The organism is Kaistia sp. SLG-1, assembly GCF_059699055.1.
On the sequence record NZ_AP048544.1, the window covers coordinates 4,233,607 to 4,251,809 of the forward strand.

At 68.6% G+C, this 18,203-nt stretch carries 14 protein-coding genes; 3 read left to right on the plus strand and 11 right to left on the minus strand.

What is annotated here, in order from left to right; all coding sequences use genetic code 11:
- Positions 1-10: 10 nt before the first annotated feature.
- From AC6HZP_RS19580 to AC6HZP_RS19605, 6 genes are all read right to left on the minus strand, one after another.
- A complete protein-coding gene (locus AC6HZP_RS19580) occupies positions 11-784 on the minus strand; it encodes an energy-coupling factor ABC transporter ATP-binding protein (RefSeq protein WP_497524198.1) in 774 nt (257 codons plus the stop codon).
- Entirely contained in the window at positions 781-1,551 is a 771-nt protein-coding gene (gene cbiQ / locus AC6HZP_RS19585; RefSeq protein ID WP_497524199.1) for a cobalt ECF transporter T component CbiQ, read from the minus strand. Before cbiQ ends, AC6HZP_RS19580 begins: the two co-directional genes overlap by 4 nt.
- Positions 1,548-2,132 (minus strand): NikL family nickel/cobalt ECF transporter subunit, encoded by a 585-nt coding sequence (locus AC6HZP_RS19590; protein ID WP_497524200.1) that lies wholly within the window; start codon positions 2,130-2,132, stop codon positions 1,548-1,550. The genes cbiQ and AC6HZP_RS19590 overlap by 4 nt, the downstream gene beginning before the upstream one ends.
- A complete protein-coding gene (cbiM, locus tag AC6HZP_RS19595; RefSeq protein WP_497524201.1) occupies positions 2,119-2,754 on the minus strand; it encodes a cobalt transporter CbiM in 636 nt (211 codons plus the stop codon). The genes AC6HZP_RS19590 and cbiM overlap by 14 nt, the downstream gene beginning before the upstream one ends.
- A gap of 7 nt (positions 2,755-2,761) precedes the next feature.
- The gene (locus AC6HZP_RS19600; RefSeq protein WP_497526830.1) at positions 2,762-3,523 is read right to left on the minus strand and encodes a DUF4198 domain-containing protein; all 762 of its coding nucleotides are present in this window, start codon (positions 3,521-3,523) and stop codon (positions 2,762-2,764) included.
- Between the two features lie 338 nt (positions 3,524-3,861).
- The gene (locus AC6HZP_RS19605; RefSeq protein WP_497524202.1) at positions 3,862-7,029 is read right to left on the minus strand and encodes an autotransporter outer membrane beta-barrel domain-containing protein; all 3,168 of its coding nucleotides are present in this window, start codon (positions 7,027-7,029) and stop codon (positions 3,862-3,864) included.
- A 395-nt stretch (positions 7,030-7,424) separates the two neighbouring features.
- On the opposite strand from AC6HZP_RS19605, the gene AC6HZP_RS19610 reads away from it, so the two are divergent.
- Positions 7,425-7,796: a response regulator gene (locus AC6HZP_RS19610; RefSeq protein ID WP_497524203.1), complete on the plus strand. Its 372-nt coding sequence runs from the start codon at positions 7,425-7,427 to the stop codon at positions 7,794-7,796.
- A gap of 6 nt (positions 7,797-7,802) precedes the next feature.
- Here AC6HZP_RS19610 and AC6HZP_RS19615 read toward each other — a convergent pair whose 3' ends face one another.
- Positions 7,803-9,212, minus strand: a complete 1,410-nt coding sequence (locus tag AC6HZP_RS19615) for a PAS domain-containing HWE histidine kinase family protein (RefSeq protein ID WP_497524204.1) — start codon at positions 9,210-9,212, stop codon at positions 7,803-7,805.
- A gap of 172 nt (positions 9,213-9,384) precedes the next feature.
- Positions 9,385-9,789 (minus strand): PRC-barrel domain-containing protein, encoded by a 405-nt coding sequence (locus AC6HZP_RS19620; protein ID WP_497524205.1) that lies wholly within the window; start codon positions 9,787-9,789, stop codon positions 9,385-9,387.
- A gap of 301 nt (positions 9,790-10,090) precedes the next feature.
- On the opposite strand from AC6HZP_RS19620, the gene AC6HZP_RS19625 reads away from it, so the two are divergent.
- The gene (locus AC6HZP_RS19625) at positions 10,091-11,002 is read left to right on the plus strand and encodes a hypothetical protein (RefSeq protein ID WP_497524206.1); all 912 of its coding nucleotides are present in this window, start codon (positions 10,091-10,093) and stop codon (positions 11,000-11,002) included.
- A gap of 61 nt (positions 11,003-11,063) precedes the next feature.
- Here the strand turns inward: AC6HZP_RS19625 and AC6HZP_RS19630 are convergent, their stop codons facing one another.
- Complete coding sequence (locus tag AC6HZP_RS19630; protein ID WP_497524207.1) at positions 11,064-13,391, minus strand: molybdopterin-dependent oxidoreductase; 2,328 nt, start codon at positions 13,389-13,391, stop codon at positions 11,064-11,066.
- Positions 13,392-13,980: 589 nt separating this feature from the next.
- Here AC6HZP_RS19630 and AC6HZP_RS19635 point away from each other — a divergent pair.
- Positions 13,981-14,772 (plus strand): SDR family NAD(P)-dependent oxidoreductase, encoded by a 792-nt coding sequence (locus AC6HZP_RS19635; protein WP_497524208.1) that lies wholly within the window; start codon positions 13,981-13,983, stop codon positions 14,770-14,772.
- Between the two features lie 655 nt (positions 14,773-15,427).
- Here the strand turns inward: AC6HZP_RS19635 and AC6HZP_RS19640 are convergent.
- Together AC6HZP_RS19640 and AC6HZP_RS19645 are read right to left on the minus strand one after the other, a co-directional pair.
- Positions 15,428-17,053, minus strand: coding sequence for a GMC family oxidoreductase (locus AC6HZP_RS19640; RefSeq protein ID WP_497524209.1), 1,626 nt, complete (start codon positions 17,051-17,053; stop codon positions 15,428-15,430).
- Positions 17,054-17,389: 336 nt separating this feature from the next.
- Entirely contained in the window at positions 17,390-18,055 is a 666-nt protein-coding gene (locus AC6HZP_RS19645; RefSeq protein ID WP_497524210.1) for an HAD-IA family hydrolase, read from the minus strand.
- Positions 18,056-18,203: the final 148 nt, after the last annotated feature.

Below are 18,203 nucleotides of genomic sequence, written 5' to 3' on the forward strand. Positions count from 1 at the left end.
GGCCCCTGCCTCAGACGCCGTGTGCGCCAAAACCGATCGAGGTCTCGCCGGAAACCTCGTGTTCGAAATGGACATGCGCGTGGCTGTGATGATGCGCGTGCTGGTGCACCGTGCCGCGATGGCCGCGCCCATCCCTAAGCAGCAGCGCCGTGGTGGCGAGCCGCGACATGAAATGCGCGTCGTGGGCTACGATGATCATCGCCTGCGGCAGCGACTCCAGGATGTCGCCGAGCCGCGCATAGGCGTCCGGGTCGAGCCCGACGGTCGGCTCGTCGAGCAGCAGCACCTCGGGACGCATCGCGAGCACCGCGGCGATCGAGACCAGGCGCTTCTCGCCGCCGGACAGGCGGTGGGTGACGCGATCGGCCAGATGCAGCAGCTCCAGCGAGCGGAGCGTGGCGCGCGCCGTCTCATAGGCCTCGTCGCGCGTCTCCCCGAGATTGAGCGGGCCGAAGGCGACGTCTTCTATCACGGTCGGGCAGAACAGCTGGTCGTCGGCGTCCTGGAAGACGAGCCCGGCGCGGGCGCGAACCTCGCGAAAATCGGCTTCGCTGCGCCGGGGGGCGCCGAACGCCTCGATCGTGCCGGCGCGGACGGGAATGAAGCCGGTGATGACATGCAGCAGCGTGCTCTTGCCGGCGCCGTTGGCGCCGAGCAGCACCATGCGCTGGCCGGCGCGCAGCTCGAGATCGAGACCGTCGAGCACCGGCACGTCGGCATAGCCGGCGACGATTCCGGAGAGCCGGATCAGGGGGGCTTCTTCCGTCTTTTCCGTTCCGGTCATGCGAACTCCAGCCATGCGAGAGCCACCAGCACCAGCGGCCAGAGAAGGATGACGCGGTGATCGGCGCGATCGAGCGGCCGCTGCACAAAGGCGGGGAAGCTGCCGGTGAAGCCGCGCGCCCGCATCGCCCAGGCGACCCGCTCGGCCCGCTCGGCGCTGCGCACCACCAGCATGCCGAGGAGATGGCCGAGGCCGCGCCAGCTGTGCCGGTTGCTGCCGGCGCGAAAACCGCGCGCCCGCATTGCCCGGCGCAGCCGGGCATATTCCTCGTGGAAGACGGCGATGTAGCGGACCGTCAGCTGGAACAGATGCGCGATCGGCGCCGGAATGCCGATGCCGTTCATGGCGCCAGCGAGCCGCATCGTCCCCATCGTCGAGAGCAGCGCCGCCGCCATCAGCACACCGGCATTGACCCGGATGATGATCACGATTGCGCGGCGCAACCCTTCCGCCGATACCGGCAGGCCGAACAGACTGAACAGCGCCGGACCGGGCACCGTCAGCGGCAAGGTCAGGAGCAGGAAGACGAGGAAGCCCTCGACCGCCGTCATCCGGCGCAGCGTCGCCCGGAGCGGCAGGCGGGCATAGATCGCGGCGGCGAGCGCCAGCGCCAGCGCGGCCGCCAGCGCCGGGGCGGAATGCAGCACGGCGAGCAGGGCGAGAAAACTCAGCGCGGCGGCGAGGCGGACGCGCGGGTCGATCGCCGAAAGCGGCCCGATGTCCCGGTCCTCGGCGAAGATCGCCGCGGCGCTCGCCTTGCCGCTCATGCCGCGCCTCCCTTGCGACGGCTCTTCACGAAGGCGAGCAGGCCGAAGAGACCAACGATGTAGCCGACGCCGCCGATGATGTCGCGGAGCCGCAGCGAGGATTCGAGCGCATCGATCTGCTCCGCCAGCGGCGCCACCTTGCGCGCCACCGCGAGCTCGATCTCCGCGAGCGGCACGGTCGCTTGCGCCGGCGCGGCGGTCGGAGCGGCGGCTCCCTCCGGCGATGGCTGCGCAGCAGGCGGGGCCGATGTGTCGCCGGCGACGGTGAAGCGGGCGACGTGGCCGTCATGCGCGTCGACGATGACCTGGACGTCGCCATTCGCGGAGACCGGCAGGGCGAAGCGGCCGTCGGTGCCGGTCATGCCGGTCTGGAGCGCCTTGCCGGCGTTGTCGCGGAGCGTGACCGAGATGTCGGCGGCAGGGCCGCTGCCGACGAAATAGGCCTCGCCCTCGATATTCCCGCCGATCGCCGAGGCGAACACCTTGAGCCGGTGCGCCGAGGCCGGCGCGACGAGGAGCGCGAGCAGAACGAGCGCCGAGGCGGCGCGGCCGAGATGGCGGAGGGCGTCAGGAGACCGCAAGCTTGCCTCCCCGCCGGCGCGAACCCGCCAGCATCTCCGGGCTGACCTTGGCCAGGAAGGCGCAAGCGAAGCCGGTGATGATCGCCTCGCCGACGAGGAGCGGGCCATAGGAGAGCAGCACGATCCGCGCCGAGAGCTCATAGGCCGTGTCGGTCGCCGTCAGCACCAGCGCCACCAGCGCCGCCGTGGAGGCGACGGAGAGCGCCGCGACGACGGCGCCGAAGAGGCCCGCCCGTCTTGGCGTCGCGCCGGCGATCCACGGCGCGAACGCAAGCGCCCAGAACACGCCCGGCAGCGCGATGTTCACGGTGTTGACGCCGAGGGTGGTCACGCCGCCGAAGCCGAAGAAGACCGCCTGCAGCACCAGCCCGACGAAGACCGCCGGCACCGCCGCCCAGCCGAGCACAATCCCCATCAGCCCCGACAGGAGCAAATGCACGCTGGTCGGGCCGATCGAGACATTGATCAGGCTGGCAACGAAGAACAAAGCCGCCACCACGGCGACGCGCGGCAGGCTGTCCTCGTCGAGCCGCTTCAGCGCATAGCCGAGCGCCACGGCCGTGATCACGCCGTCCGAGGCGAGGACAGGGATGGAGAGAATGCCGTCCGGAATATGGGCCATGTCGGCGCTACTTCATGTCCACGGCCTTGACCCAGATCAGCCCGCCGAGCTCGACCGGCTTCGGATTGCCTTCGGGATCCGGCAATTGATAATCGGCGTCGACCAGCGCCGCGAAGCCCCACCAGCCGGCGCGCGGCAGGGCATAGTGGAACACCCCCTGCCCGTCCGCCTTCACCACCTGCGTGACGAAGGCGTCGGCCGGCGGCGTGACGGAGCCGTCGTTGACCCATTCGACCTCCACCTCGGCGAAGGGCACCGGCTCGCCATTGCGGCGGACGATGCCGCTGAAGAGGTTGCCGGTCCACAGCCCATAGGGACGGGCCAGCGGCTCGATCTCGACGGGAAGGCCGACGGCGCGGTCCCAGTCGGAGCCCCAGCCGAAGCCGTCGACCACCACCTTGGCGTAATGGATGATCGACTTGCCCTCGGCCGGCTCCCAATAGGGCTTCGGCTCGACAAAGAAGGTGTAGTTCCCGGGCTTCGCCGGCTTGTAGGTCGCCTTCCAGGCCGTCTTGCCGTCATGCGGCGCCTCGACCAGCGTCGAGAGCAGGTCCGTCTCGCCGGCCTCGGTGACGACGCCGAAGCGCGCCGGCTTCGCCATTTCCATGGTCGGGCCGCGATCCATCGGATGGGTGAAGACGAGATCGAGCACCAGCTCCGTGTCGTCCTCGCCGAAATTGTCGGTCGAGGGCAGGATTTCCTGGAAATGCGCGCTGGCTGAGGCGGCGGGAAGGACGATGGCGGCCGCCAGGGCCGCGACGCGAACGATTCTCAAAGGAGACCCCCAACAGACTTTACGTCATGCGGTATGAGGATCATCAACAAACGTCACACGCGTCAAGCGGACGAGACACGATACCTGCGTCGGGCACCGATTTATCGCGCGGTGTGGTTTGGGGGCAGCGAGGTCGAAATGCCTTCCCTTCACCTCGTCGGCGAAGCGCGGCGCCCGCAACGCGCTCGCCGTCATCCCGGCCTCCGAGCCGGGATCCATTTCCGCCGGGTTGGCCGACGCGAAACGCCCGAGGCCTCGGCTGCATGGATCCCCGCCTTCGCGGAGATGACGACGGAGGGTGAGGAAGGGGCGGAGCCTTCTGGCAGTCCTCCTCAGTACGAGATATGCACGCCGAGCTGGACGGCGTGGCTGTCCTCGCCCGCCGCGAAGCGGCCGGCATAGTTCAGGAAGCCGCTGGCGCCGTGCACCATGCCGAAATCGACGCCCGCGTCGACCGTCGCGGCGTCCTTGGCGGCGCCGATGCCGGCGATCTGGAAGGGTCCGCCGCCGGCGAACGCCATGTCGAGGACCGGCGTCGTGCCGGAGAGCGAATGCGACCAGGCGGCGGCGATGCGCGGCCGGATCCAGAGCCCGTTGTCGAGGGCGAAGCGATGGCCGGCGCGCAGGCCCAGCGTGGTGACGCAGCCGGAGAGCGACGAGCCGTCGGAGGAGAGGTTGGCGGCGCCCGCCCCGTCCTCGCTGAAGCCGTCGAGCTCGGTCCGGGCGCAGGCAAGACCGGCCATCGGCTCGACCTCGCTGGCGCCGAAGCGCACGACATAGCCGAGCTCGCCAAAAGCCTGCGCCGTCCAGCCGTCATACTGGCTCTTCGCCGTGCCGGCGAGCGGCGCGACGTCGATCCGGCGCTCGACGTCGAGCTGGTGCAGCGCCATCGCCGCGCCGCCGCGCACGCGCCACTGGTCCTGGTTCCACTGGCCGTAGCCGGCGAGAACGTAGGAATCGATGTCGGCCTTGCTGGCGCGCTCGTCGACCGTGACCTTGCCCTTGTCCGCCCCGAAGGCGACGCCGACGCGAAAATTGTCGGTCGTCCTGTCGATGCCGGCCATGATGCCGGCCGAGGACCGCGATCCGCCGGCCGCGTTGCCGTCGCCGTCGAAATCGGTCTTGGCGCCATAGCCGGTCATCCAGGGCGTATAGCCCTCGACCCAGCCGGCATTGCGCATCCGGTTCAGCAGCGTCGCCCGGGTCTGCTCGCTCTGCGCCTGCAGGCTGCCGAGCGCGGTGGCGTGGATCTCGCCGGAGAGGTTGTCATAGGCCGCGCGGGCGCCGGCGACGTCCTGCGTCAGCACGGCGTCGTAGACGGGATTGCCGCTCGCCAGCTTCTCGATGGCGCCGCCCGTCGCCCTCTGGTTCGGCGTCGCGCCGACCGAGGCGAAGCTGGTGGCGTTGCGATCAAGCGTGATGGCGACGGAGGCGAGGTTGTAGTCGATCGTCGGGTCGAGGAAGGCGTAGTCGGAGAAGGTGCTCCCGAACGTGCCGGTGATTTGCCCGGTGGCGGAAAGGATGGTGTAGGAGGTGCCGACCTGCAGCGGCACGGCCGAGACCGCGAGGCGCAGGCTGCCGCCGTCGAGCTGGATGTCGCCCTCGACCGCGACCGCGCTCATGCCGGTCGCGTTGACGACGGTGCGCAGCATCGAGCTTTCCTCGAGCACGAGCGTGCCCTTGACCGTGAGCGTGCCCGGCGCGACGCCGTCACCGCCCATCAGCACGCCGGCGATGGTGGCGGGGCCGACCGTGCCGGTGCCGCTCAGCGTGCCGCCCACGCCGACGACGACGCTGGCGGAAGTGGAGATGTCGCCATCGACGCGGAGCGTGCCGCCGGTGACCGTCGTGGTGCCCTGGTAAGAATTGGTCGCCGTCAGCGCCAGCGTGCCGGAGCCGAACTTCACCAGCCCGCCCTCGCCGGAGATCATGCCGGAGAAGACCGTCGAGGTGTCGTCGCCGCCGACGCGGAGTTCGCTCGCGACATTGTTCAGCGTCACCGCGCCGGCGCCGGCGAGCGAGCCGATCGTCGCCTTGAAGCCGGCGAGATCGAGCGTCGCCCCGTCGGCGACCGTGAAGGCGGAGCGGTGCGCCAGCGCGTCGTCGGCGCCCGCCTGCAGCGTGCCCTCGCGGATGTCGGTGCGGCCGGTATAGCTGCTGGTGCCGCCGAGCTCGAGGGTGCCGGTGCCGACCTTGACCAGCGAACCGCCCTTACCGCCGCCGATGCCGCCGTCGGTGATGGCGCCGGCGAAGGTGGTGGCGAGGTTGTTGCTGCCGACCGAAAGCTGATTGCCGCCGAGGCGCAGATTTCCGGCGCCCGCGATGGAGCCGACGCCGATCGAGCCGGTCGTCACCTGCGAGATATCGACGGTTCCGGCAACGCCGGACACCGGGTCCTTGTCGATCTGCAGGCTCGCCGTACCGCCGGACGCCGCATCGGCGAAGGTCGTCACGCCGCCCGGCCCGGTCGTGATCTTGGCCGAACCGGCCGAGCTTTGGCCGGAGAAGGCGAGCGAGCCGCCATTGTTGATGGTCGCCTGGTCGGCCGTGCTGGTGCCGGAAAAGCGGATGGAGCCGGAGCCGTTGTTGATCAGGTCGGCCGAGCCGGCCGAGCTTGTGCCAGAAAAGGCGAGCGAGCCGTCATTGACGAGCCGGGCGCTGCCGGCGGTGCTCGTCTCGAGGAACTGGATGGAGCCGCCGGCATTGTTGACGACGAATTGCGTCTCGCCGGCGGTCGCGTTGCCCTTGAAGGTGACGGCGCCATTGTTGAACAAGGTCGCCTCGCCGAGCGAGCTTGAGCCCGCGAAGACGATCGCGCCGGTCGCGTTGTTGGTGATGACGGCCGTGCCGGCGCCGCTCGTACCGGAGAAATTGAGCGCGCCGCTGTTGTTGACCCGGGCGGCGCCGAGCGAGCTCAAGTCGAGGAAATCGACGATACCGGTCTGGTTGTTGGTGATCTCCGCCCCACCGGCCGAGCTCGTGTTCTCGAACTCCATCCGGCCGTTGACGGTGAGGATCGAGGTGCCGGCCGTGGCGTTGTCGGCAAAGGTCAGCACGCCGCTGGCATTGGTGACGAAGGTGGCGCCGCCGGCCGTCGCATTCTCGTTGAAGAGCGTACGGCCATTGTTGGTGACGATCGCGCCACCGGCGCTGGCATTGCCAGAGAAGGAGAGTTCGCCGCCGCCATTGTTGACGATGGTGGCGCCGCCGGCGGAGCTGTCGCCGGAAAAGGTCAGGCTGCCGCCATTGTTGGTGAGCAACGCCTGGCCGGCCGTGCTCTCGTCGTTGAAGCTCGTGCTGCTGCCGGAATTGTTGATGATGTTGGCCTGACCCGCCGTGCTCTGATCGTTGAAGATCACGGCGTCGCCCTGGTTCGCGGTGATCTCGGCCGAGCCGGCCGACTGCGTGCCGTCATAGACCGTGGTCTCGGCCGCATGCGCGCCGCCCGGCAGCGCCAGGCCGAGCCAGAGCGGCGCGGCGCCGAGGGCGAGCCGGCGCAAGCGCCTGGCGGAAGGACGCGTCTCGTCCCCCGCCGACCGACCCGATCCGCAACCGCCCCGAACCATCATTCCGCGCCCCAAACCCCTCGCCGCCCGGCCGCTGGAGAGCCGCCGGAGCCTCCGCGAAACTGCCTCGACGCGGCTTAAACTATGGTTAACAAGCGGTTGATTTTCCCGCGTTTCGGGGCGAAGTGCCGGTGGGTTAAGGAAGAAGAAACCAGCACCGGGGGATCAAGGCAGAGAATGCCGGCCCGCGGCATGGAGATGCCGTAACGGAATGGGAACGATGATGCGGGCATCACGTTGGATGGGAATAAGTCGCTCAGGGGTACTTCGATCGTGCGTATCGGAGATCGAGGCGGCGACGTGAGGGTGATAATGCCGGGCTCTTTGTCGTGACGAGTAGAAAAACGCCCCCTGTCGTCCTCGTTGTCGAGGACGAAGGACTGGTCCGGATGGCGGCGGCGGACGAACTCAGCGATGCCGGCTTCACGGTCCTCGAAGCCGCCAACGCCGACCAGGCGATCCAGCTTCTGGAAACCCATCCCGAAATCACCGTCCTGTTCACGGACGTCGACATGCCGGGATCGATGGACGGCATCCGCCTCGCCCATGCCGTGCGCGAGCGCTGGCCGCCGGTCAAGCTGGTGCTGGTCTCCGGCCACCAGTCGCCGAAGCCCGACCTGCTGCCGTCCGAATGCGCCTTCTTCGCCAAGCCCTACGACATCCAGACGGTGTCGGAAGCGCTGTGGCGGATGACGGGTTAGCGTCGTTCACCCGAGCCGGGCGCGGTCCAGCTCCAGCAGCAGGCGCAGCCCGTCGCGCTGCCATTCGCGCTCCAGCGTTCCGGCAAGCTGGCCCGCGATGATGCGATCGGCCAGCGTGCTGCCAAAACCGCGGCGAACCGGCGGCTGCTCGATCGCCGGGCCGCCGGCCTCCTGCCACAGCACGCGGACCTTGTCGCCCTCCACCGTCCAGCGAACCCCAACGCGCCCGCCCTCGGCGGTCAGCGCGCCATATTTGGCCGCGTTGGTCGCGAACTCATTGAAGACGAGGGCGAGATTGGAAACGGCGCCGCCGCCGACACGCACATCCTCGCCTTCGAGGTGGATCTGGCCCGTCCGGATGCTGCCGTCTCTCTCGGCGACATAGGGCAGGAAGATCGCCTCGAGCAGCTCCCTCAGGCTGCTGGCGCCGCTGCGCGCAACGCCGTTATCGTCGATCAGTCCCGGCCGCGTCAGTTCATGCGCCCGCGTCAGCGCGTCGAGGCGCTGGCGCACCGATCTCGCCAGCTCGGCCGGGGTTTCGGCGACACGGGCGTTCATCGCGAGGATCGACGCGGCGATGGCGAACAGATTCTTGATGCGGTGGCTCATCTCGCGGAGGATCAGCCGCTGCTGCTCCTCGGCGACCCGACGCTCCGTGATGTCGTGGGCCACTTTCGACGCGCCGACGATGACGCCGGATGGATCCTTCACGGGCGAGATCGTCAGCGAGATATCGACGAGGCTGCCGTCCTTGCGCCGGCGCACGGTCTCGAAATGGTCGACGAGATCGCCGCGCCGGATCCGCTCCAGGATCGCCGGCTCCTCCTCCAGACGATCGGGCGGAATGATGATCGTCATCGGCTTGCCGATGACCTCCTCCGCCTTGTAGCCGAACAGCGCCTCCGCGCCCTTGTTCCAGGTCGCGATGATGCCGTTCAGATCCTTGCTGACGATGGCGTCGTGCGAGGATTCGACGATCGCCGACAGCCGCGCGGCGGAAAGGTCGCTCCGCTTCTTCTCCGTGATGTCGACGAGCATGTCGATGGCGCCGGTGACCCGCCCCTCCGCATCGAACAGCGGCTTCGGATAGGAAAGGTAGAAGCCGCGGCTACCGTCCGGATGCTCCGCGATCACCTCGGCGGCGACGATCGCCCGTCCCTCCCGAAGGGTCGTGACGACGGGGCTTTCCTCGAGCGGCATCGGCGTGAGATCCGGGCGCAGCAATCGATGAAAACCGCTCCACATCGCCTCGCGCGGGGCCGGCCGGCGCCCCCAGAGCGCTGAAGCCGCCTCGTTGTAGGCCGTGATCCTCCCGGCGGCGTCGACGACGTAAATCGCAGCCGGAAGCGCATCGACGAACCCGCTGATCGGATTCGTCTCGCCGCTTTCGGCTGGCTGTACTTCATCGTCTCTCACCGACGGGGCCAATGGCCGCGCGGCGTCAAATGGCGAACCCAACACGCTCCTCCCCGCGCTTTCCCGGATTCAATTTGGTGCCGCAATGCCCTTCAAATCAAGACGCGAACCGAACCTTCCCGGCAGGGTTAATCCTTCGTGAATGTCGGGGCCGGCCGGATAGGCCGCCGCGTCACTCCGCATATTTGAATTCCGGCGCCGAAGTCAGGCTTTCCTTGGTCGCGCCCTTCAGGATCGTCTTGCCCTTCTGGGTCGTGTCGAGGTCGAGATAGGAGATCGCGACGAGCTTCGAGCCGATGCCGAGGAAGCCGCCGACGGAGAGGATGGCGAACGGCACCTGCTGGTCGGCGGTGAGGATCAGGTCGTCCACCGTGCCGATCGTGTCGCCGTTCTCGTTCTCGACCGTCGAGCCGATGATCTTGGAAGCGCGCCAGCCGGTGGCGATCGTCGACGGATCGACCTTGGCGATGCCCACCGTCTCCTGCGGCGCCGGCGCATCCTGTGCCAAGACGGGACCGGCCATCACAGGACCGGCAAGAGCGGCGAAGACGGTCAGGGCGATGAGATGCTTGTTCATGTCGGAGTCCTTTCGAATTGCTCGACGAACAATGCATCCGCCCGGCGCATGGTTCCGCACGACCCAACTCGACAGGCGCTGCCCGAGCAGCAAACATCGATGAATATTCACGAGGATCGGACCCTCGGGGCGATCCCGGATTCTCGCGAAGCCGCGATGGAACCAAAACACTTGCCACATCGTTTTCCAGCGCAATCTCGAACAGGAGGCTGGCATGGGACGCGGTATATTGCTCTGGCTGCTTGGGGTTCCGATCCCCATTATCATTCTTCTCGCCCTCTTCTTCCGATAGGGGGACGAAATGGCCATTCTCGAAGTCGAAACCTCGGCGGCACAAACCGAGTCGTCGCAATCCGCCGTATCCTGGGGCGCCATCCTGGCCGGCGCGGCGGCCGCCATGGCCGTGACGCTGGTCATGGCCCTGCTCGGCTCCGGGCTTGGCCTCGCCGTCGTGTCCCCCTGGGGCAGCGGCGCCTCCGCCACCACCTTCGCCGTCTCGACGGTGATCTGGCTGGTGGTGATGCAATGGGTCGCCTCGGCCTTCGGCGGCTACATCACCGGCCGCCTGCGCACCAAATGGACGGGGCTGCACACCGACGAAGTCTTCTTCCGCGATACGGTGCACGGCTTCATCGCCTGGTGCGTCGCGACGCTTCTGGTTGCCGTGCTGCTGTCGTCGGCGATCGGCGCCGTCGTCTCTCAGGGTGTCCAGACGACGACCTCGCTCGTTTCCGGCGCGGCGCAGGGTGCTGCCCAGGGCGCGACGCAATCGGCCGGCTCCAGCAATGCGGATCCGACCGGCTATTTCGTCGATCTGATGTTCCGCCCGAATGCCGGCCAGGCCGCACCGCCGCCGCAGGGTGACTCCGCCGCGACGCGCAGCGAAGTCACGCGCATCCTGATCCAGGATGCGGCCGCGGGCGAATTCCCCGCCGCCGACAAGGCCTATCTCGCCCAGATGGTCGCGAGCCGCACCGGCCTGCCGCAGGCGGACGCCGAAAAGCGCGTCAACGACGTGCTGGCCCAGATCGACGCGCTCAAGGTGAAGGCCAAGGAAGCCGCCGACGCCGCCCGCAAGGCCGCGTTGACGACGGCGCTGCTGACGGTCGTGTCGCTCCTCGTCGGCGCCTTCATCGCCGCCGTCGCCGCCGCCTATGCGGGCCGGCTGCGCGACGACAACGAGGTCGTGGTCGACATCCGCCGCCAGGCGTGACGCTCACGAGCCACTCGGACGCCGTCGCTGCGAAGCGGCGGCGTTTTTCTGTCTCGTCCGCTCAGGCGGCCGCCTCGATCTCGGGCTGCGCCAGCACGGAAATCGGCGCCGCCTCCTGCTCGTGGCGCGACACCTCGACCAGGCAGGTCTGCGCGCTCGGCCCCTGGCCGAGGCGCGACGTGCCGATATCCTTGGTCAGCGCGTTCGGATTGCCGTGGTTCTCGATCCAGCCGCCCTTGCCGTCCGAGACCGGATTGAAGGTGGCGCCGGTCGGCAGGCAGACGACGCCCGGCATCACGTCCTCGGAGACCCGCAGGCCGGCGAGCGAGACGCCGCGATCGTTGAACACGCGCACGACGTCGCCATCGATGAGGCCGCGCGCGGCGGCGTCGGCCGGGTTCATGATCAGCCCGGCGCGGTCCCGCACCTTGTTGCGGCGGCTCGGGCCGCTCGCGTCCATCTGGCCGTGCAGCTTGTCTTCCGGCTGGTTGGAGATCATGTGCAGCGGATAGTGCCGGGCGAGTTCCGAGCCAAGGAATTCCGACGGCGCGCGCCAGACCGGCATGCCCGGGCATTCCGCATAGCCGAAGCCGGCGACCGTCTCGGAGAAGATCTCGACCTTGCCCGAGGGCGTATTCAGCGGATGCGCCTTCGGATCGTTCCGGAACGCCTCGTAGAGCGTGAAGCCCTGCTTCGGATCGGGAATGCGGACGTGGCCGGCCTCCCAGAAGGTGTCGAAGTCAGGCGGGTTGAAGCTCCGCTTCGACATCGCCTCGCTGAAGCGGTCGTAGATCAGATGCAGCCATTCGGATTCGCTGCGGTTCTCGTGGAACGCCTCGCCGACGCCCAGGCTATCAGCCAGCGCGCAGAAGATGGCGAAATCGTCGCGCGCCTCGCCGACCGGCTCGATCGCCTTGTGCATGGCGAAGAGGTAGGGATCGCGCGAGGAGCCGCCGATGTCGTTGCGCTCGAGCGGCGTCGTCGCCGGCAGCACGATATCGGCATGGCGGGCGGTCGCCGTCCACCACGGCTCGTGCACGATGATCGTCTCCGGCCGCTGGAATGCCTCGCGCAGGCGGAACAGGTCCTGGTGGTGGTGGAACGGATTGCCGCCGGCCCAGTAGATCAGCTTGATGTCGGGATAGGGGAAGGTGCGGCCGTCGAACTCGCAGGGCTCGCCCGGCTTCAGGAGCAAGTCGGTGATCCGCGCCACCGGGATCTTGATGTCGCCGGCCCGCTTCGGCACCGCCATGCCGGCGATCGGCAGGTCGTAGACGGGATTGCCCATGCCGTTCATCGAGCCATAGCCGAAGGCGACGCCGCCGCCGGGAAGGCCGATCTGCCCCAGCATCGCCGCCAGCGCCACCAGACCCCAATAGGGCTGCTCGCCATGCTCGGCCCGCTGCAGCGACCAGGCGGCGCTCAGCATGACGCGGCGATCGAACAGGCTCTCGGCGAATTCCGTGATCGCCTCGACCGACAGGCCGGTGATCGGCGCCGCCCAGGCGGGATCCTTGGCGATGCCGTCCTCGGCGCCCTGCAGATAGGCGAGGAAGCGGTCGAAGCCGACGCAGTGGCGCGTGACGAAATCCATGTCCGTCTTGCCGCGCGCATGCACGAGCCAGGCGGTGGCGAGGATCAGCGCCATGTCGGTGCCCGGCCGGATGGCGATCCATTCGGCGTCGAGCACGGAAGCCGTGTCGGAGCGGAGCGGCGAGATGTTGGTGAAGCGAATGCCGCTTTCCGCCGCCTTCTCCATCCACTCGCCATAGGGATGCAGGCCGGCGCCGCCCGACTGGATCTTCCAGTTCTTGCCGGCGATGCCGCCGAAGGCGACGAAACGCTCGCAATGCTCGAGGATCGCCGGCCAGTCGGTCACAGGACCCGACACCGCCGCCTCGGAGCCGAGCACATGCGGCAGCAGCCGCATCGCCGCGCCATAGCTGTAATTGGTGACCTGGCCGGTGCAGCCGCCGAGCGTGCTCAGGAAGCGATGCAGCAGCGTGCGGGCATGGTGCAGGCGGCCGGCGCTCGCCCAGCCATAGGAACCGCCGAAGATCGAGGCGTTGCCATATTCGCTGCGCACGCGCTCCACCTCGCGCCCGACGAATTCAAGCGCCTCGTCCCACGGCACCTCGACGAAGCTGTCGTCGCCGCGGCCATGGCCGGGATGCGGCAGGCCGCGCCCGACCGTCTCGAGCCAGCCGCGCCTGATCGACGGGCGGCGGACGCGATTGTCGGCATAGACCATTTCGGGCCAGGCCTCGATCAGGTCGTTCGGCTGCGGATCCTCGGAAAAGGGCGACACGCCGACCAGCCTTCCATCCTCGACATGCGCGGTGAACGCGCCCCAATGGGCGAGCGACTGGAAGCTGCGGCGGGCGGTCATGGGTCACCTCTGATCGGATCGCTCGTCGGGCTCGTTCGGCTCGCCCCGGGGGAAGGCGACGCCGCGGCCGGCGCGATGTCCTCGATGCCCGAAACATCGCGGGCGCGGGCGCGGATGGCAAGGGCAAGCGTTCCAAAATCGGCCGGCCGGCGGGTCGAAAACGCGCGGCATTTTTCCGCGCTGCTCCCGTGGCGGATCGAACGGGAACCAACGCCGGCCGAACCGGTTGCCTCTCTGGATGCGGCGCGCGTCAACCGGACGTGGCGGCATGGGGAACAGGGCGATTTTTCCGGTTTCTTGCCCTGACCAACGCAAGGGTAGTCGAGCCCCTGTCCCGCCCGCGCCGCATCTGACAGCTCTCCGCCTGGTGTGAGGCATCCGTTTGACAGCCGGAAAGCCGCGTGCACAGCTAGCCGAGGCCAGAAAACACAAGGGGTCGCTGCGGAACGTCCGAAGGACGACGACGCCAGAACCAGCCGCGGACGGGCGCGCCAACGCCGTCCCGCGGGAGCGGATCGCCGGAGGGGCGGATCGCGACGACCGGAACAATCGGCGCCTCGCGGCCGGGGCGCGTCAGGGAGGCGGAATCATGGATCTCGGACTGCGCGACAAGGTCGCCGTCATCACCGGCGGCAGCATCGGCATCGGGCTCGCCGTCGCCAAGGGGCTGGCGAAGGAAGGCGCGCATGTCGTCCTCGCGGCGCGCGACGGCGGCCGGCTGGAAGCGGCGCGCGAGGAAATCCTCGCGGCGCATCCGGTTGAGGTCGTCGCGGTCGATTGCGACGTCTCGACCGCGCTCGGCTGCGACCGGCTGCTGGCCGCGACCGAGGAAGCCTTCGGCGGCGCCGACATCCTCGTCAACAATGCCGGCACCGGCAGCAACGAGACGATCCTGGAGGCCCCCGACGACAAGTGGCAGTTCTACTGGGACCTGCACGTCATGGCGGCGGTGCGCCTCGCGCGCGGGCTGGTGCCCTCGATGAAGAAGCGCGGCGGCGGCGTCATCCTGAACAACGCCTCGATCTGCGCCACGCAGCCGCTCTGGTACGAGCCGATCTACAACGTCACCAAGGCGGCCCTGATCATGGCGTCGAAGACGATGTCGACCGAGTTCATCAAGGACAATGTCCGCGTCAACGCGATCAATCCCGGCTTCGTGCTGACGCCGGACTGGATCAAGACGGCGACGCAGCTAACCGCCGACAAGGGCGGCGACTGGAAGGGCTATCTCGACAACCTCGCCCGCGAAAACGCGCCGATCGGCCGCTTCGCCTCGCCGGAAGAGGTCGCCGATTTCTTCGTCTTCCTCTGCTCCGACCGCGCGAGCTACTCCGTCGGCTCCACCTATTTCGTCGACGGCGGCATGCTGAAGACGATTTGAGGATTCCGGCTCGGCCGAACAAGCAGGCCGCCGGCGTCGGTTGGTTCGGGGTTGGGAATGGGAGCGAGGCCCCGGCACTCCGGCGGTCCCTGCGGCGCCGGCATGATGCATAGCGGCTGAAGGGGCTCAGCCCTTCGGGCCGATTAACCCGCTCCGCCATCATCCTGAGGTGCTTCGCGCAAGCGAAGCCTCGAAGGAGGATCCAGCGGGCCACCCGGCTTGCAGACGAAGTCCGGCATTCCAAATCAGGGGCGTTCCCTGGACCGTCCTTCGAGGCCGGCTTCGCCGAGCACCTCAGGATGATGGTCGAGGTTGGGAATGGGAGAACCGGAGCCTCACGCGTCGGCCAACCCGGCGGAAATGGATGCCGGCTCGGAGGTCGGGATGACGGCGAGCGTGGGGCTGTGCACGAGGCGAGATCCACTTGGAGGACCACACGCCATGGGAGCTCCCTCCTCCGTCATCCCTTCGAAAGCAGGGATCCATGTCGACACGCGCTCGGGGGCTCATGCGGCACACAACCCGGTGGAAATGGATCCCGGGTCAAGCCCGGGATGACGGCAAGCGTGGGGCGACGCACGAGGCGAGATCCTCGATAAGATGACGTCGAGAGGCTCCCCAAACCTCCCCTCGGGGAGAGGCGAGAAGGAAACCCCTACGCCCTCACCGCCTCGCCCAGCTCCGCCGGCCGCGCGCTCCGGTTGCCGCGCACCAGATCCGACGCCTTTTCGCCGATCATGATGGTCGGCGCGTTGGTGTTGGAGGAGACGAGGCGCGGCATGATCGAGCTGTCGCAGACGCGCAAGCCCGCGATGCCGTGCACGCGGAGTTCCGGATCGACGACGGCGTCCTCGCCATGCCCCATCCGGCAGGTGCCGACCGGGTGGTAGGCGGTGCGGGCGGCCTGGCGGGCGAAATCCTGGTATTCGCGGGAAGAGCGCACGCCGGGGCCCGGAATATGCTCGCGCCGGATGAAGCGCCGGAACGCGCTCTGCGCCATGATTTCCTGGCTGATCTTCACGCCGTCGACGGCGCGCGCGAGATCATAGGGATCGGCGAAGGCGTTGGGGTCAATCCGGGGCGCGTCGTTCGGGTCCGCCGAGCGCAGCGTCACCGACCCGCGCGAGCGTGGGCGGAGGTGATAAGAGTTAAGCGTGCAGCCATTGCCGCCCGGAACCGTCCCGACGCCCTTCTCGACGCCGGCGCCGGGCAGGAAATGGAACTGCAGGTCCGGCGTTTTCTCGGCCCGGTCGCCCCACCAGAAGGCGCCGCCCTCGACGATGTTCGAGGCGACCGGCCCCTTGCCGAAGGCGAAATATTCGAGCCCCGCCATCAGCTTCCAGTGCGGCTTCTTGTATTTGTCGAAGCTGTAGGGGCCGGTGAGCTCGTAGACGACGTCGATATTGGTGTGATCCTGCAGGTTGTGCCCGACGCCCGGCAGGTCCTGGACAACCGCGATGCCGTGCTCGGCGAGATGCGCGGCCGGACCGATGCCGGAGAGCATCAAAAGCTTCGGCGAGCCGATCGCGCCGGCGGTGACCAGCACCTCGCGCTCGGCCCGCACCACCTCGCTCCTGCCGTCCTCGCCCGCGATCTCGACGCCGATGGCGCGGCCGTTCTCGATCACGATCCTCCGGGTCAGGACGTCGGTGCGCACCGTCAGATTGGGCCGGCCGAGCGCCGGCTTCAGATAGCCGACCGCCGTGCTGCAACGCCGGCCGCCGCGCGTCGTCGTCTGGTAATAGCCGGTGCCGGCCTGCCGGAGGCCGTTGAAATCGGCGGTGAACGGCAGCCCCGCCTCCTGCGCCGCCTGCACGAACACGCGCGTCAACGGATGCGGCGTGCCGCTCGAAACGCCGAGCGGGCCGCCACGGCCGTGATAGGGGCCGGCGAAGGTGTCGTTGTCCTCAGAGCGGAGGAAGAGCGGCAGGATTTCGCGGAACGACCAGCCCGCGCAGCCCTCCTCCTCGGCCCAGGCGTCATAATCCTCCGGACAGCCGCGGGTGAAGACCTGGGCGTTGATCGAGCTGCCGCCGCCGAGCACGCGGCCCTGCGGATAGACGATGGTGCGGCCCTCGATCGCCCTGCCGGGCTCGGTCTCGTAGCCCCAAGAAAGCGGCCCGGCCGAGATCCTGAAGAAGCCGACCGGCATGTGGATGTAGCGATCGGTATCGCGCGGGCCCGCCTCCAGCAGCAGGACGGAGACGTCCGGATCCTCGCTGAGCCGCGCGGCCAGCACGCAGCCGGCGGATCCGCCGCCGACGATGACATAGTCAGGCATGCATTCCCTCCCTCGCGGCCGTCCGCAGCTCGCTGCGAACGTCCCGCGCCGGGGATCCTCCCTCCCGGCGCGGTGCCTGTTTCGGGAATGCTAGCGCATGACAGGGAGCCCGTCCTCAGCGCGATGCATAGAATGGAGGCGATAGCTTTTTTCACCTCTCCCTGAGGGAGAGGTCGACGGCCGAAGGCCGGCGGGTGAGGGTTTACGGCCTCACCGGAGAATTCCCTAAACCCTCACCCGGAGCTTCGCTCCGACCTCTCCCTCAGGGCGAGGTAAGAGGAACGCGCGTCGATCGGGAAAATCGGGCTCGATTGCCAAATTGCGGAGCCCGCGCGATCAGCCGCGCCGCAGCAGCAGCGTGCCGTCGCCGTCGACCGCCGCGCTCAGCGCCTCGTAGTCGTCGACCGAGGCGTGTTCGGTCGCGAGCGGCGCGGTATGGGTCGCCTGGATGACGACGACGTTCGCCCCGGCCCGCTCGGCCGCCTCGATGCCGGCCGGCGCATCCTCGAAGATCAGGCAGTCCGACGCCGCAACGCCCAGCTTCTTCGCCGCCAGCAGGTAGCAATCCGGCGCCGGCTTGCCGATCGTCACGTCGTCGGCGGTGACGAAGACGGCGGGCGGCGTCAGGCCGGCGGCGCCGAGCCGGGCGAGCGCCAGGGCGCGCGGGGCCGAGGTGACGATCGCCCAGCGATCCGGCGGCAGCGAGGCGAGGAACGAGCCGGCCGCGCCGATCTCGCGGACACCATCGACGTCGTCGATCTCGTCGCGCGTCAGCGCCTCGGCCTCGGCGTCGGCGTCCACGCCCGGCAGAGCGAGCTGGCGGATGGTGTCGATGGCGCGCTTGCCGTGCAGGGTCGGCAGGAAGGCTTCGACATCGAGGCCGTGCCGCGTCGCCCAGCGCGTCCAGACCCGCTCGGCCGCCTCGATCGAGGTGAGCAACGTTCCGTCCATGTCGAACAGGAACGCGGCGAACGATCGTCCACCGAACAGAATCTCAGTCATTTCCAAAACCTCTTGGCGGCGGGGAAAGCGCATGCGGCACGGCTGCGGGCGGCTTCCCCTTACGCCGCCAGCCCCGGGCTGTCAGCCCCGCTGGCGGGAAAATCGCGCCGCACGAGAAGCAAGAAAGGCCCTCACCCAACCCTCTCCC

Excerpts from the sequence above, each read along its gene's own strand:
- AC6HZP_RS19580 (WP_497524198.1), bottom strand. The coding sequence starts at position 784 with ATGACCGGAACGGAAAAGACGGAAGAAGCCCCCCTGATCCGGCTCTCC.
- cbiQ (WP_497524199.1), bottom strand. The coding sequence starts at position 1,551 with ATGAGCGGCAAGGCGAGCGCCGCGGCGATCTTCGCCGAGGACCGGGAC.
- cbiM (WP_497524201.1), bottom strand. The coding sequence starts at position 2,754 with ATGGCCCATATTCCGGACGGCATTCTCTCCATCCCTGTCCTCGCCTCG.
- AC6HZP_RS19620 (WP_497524205.1), bottom strand. The coding sequence starts at position 9,789 with ATGAACAAGCATCTCATCGCCCTGACCGTCTTCGCCGCTCTTGCCGGT.
- AC6HZP_RS19625 (WP_497524206.1), top strand. The coding sequence starts at position 10,091 with ATGGCCATTCTCGAAGTCGAAACCTCGGCGGCACAAACCGAGTCGTCG.
- AC6HZP_RS19630 (WP_497524207.1), bottom strand. The coding sequence starts at position 13,391 with ATGACCGCCCGCCGCAGCTTCCAGTCGCTCGCCCATTGGGGCGCGTTC.
- AC6HZP_RS19635 (WP_497524208.1), top strand. The coding sequence starts at position 13,981 with ATGGATCTCGGACTGCGCGACAAGGTCGCCGTCATCACCGGCGGCAGC.
- AC6HZP_RS19640 (WP_497524209.1), bottom strand. The coding sequence starts at position 17,053 with ATGCCTGACTATGTCATCGTCGGCGGCGGATCCGCCGGCTGCGTGCTG.
- AC6HZP_RS19645 (WP_497524210.1), bottom strand. The coding sequence starts at position 18,055 with ATGACTGAGATTCTGTTCGGTGGACGATCGTTCGCCGCGTTCCTGTTC.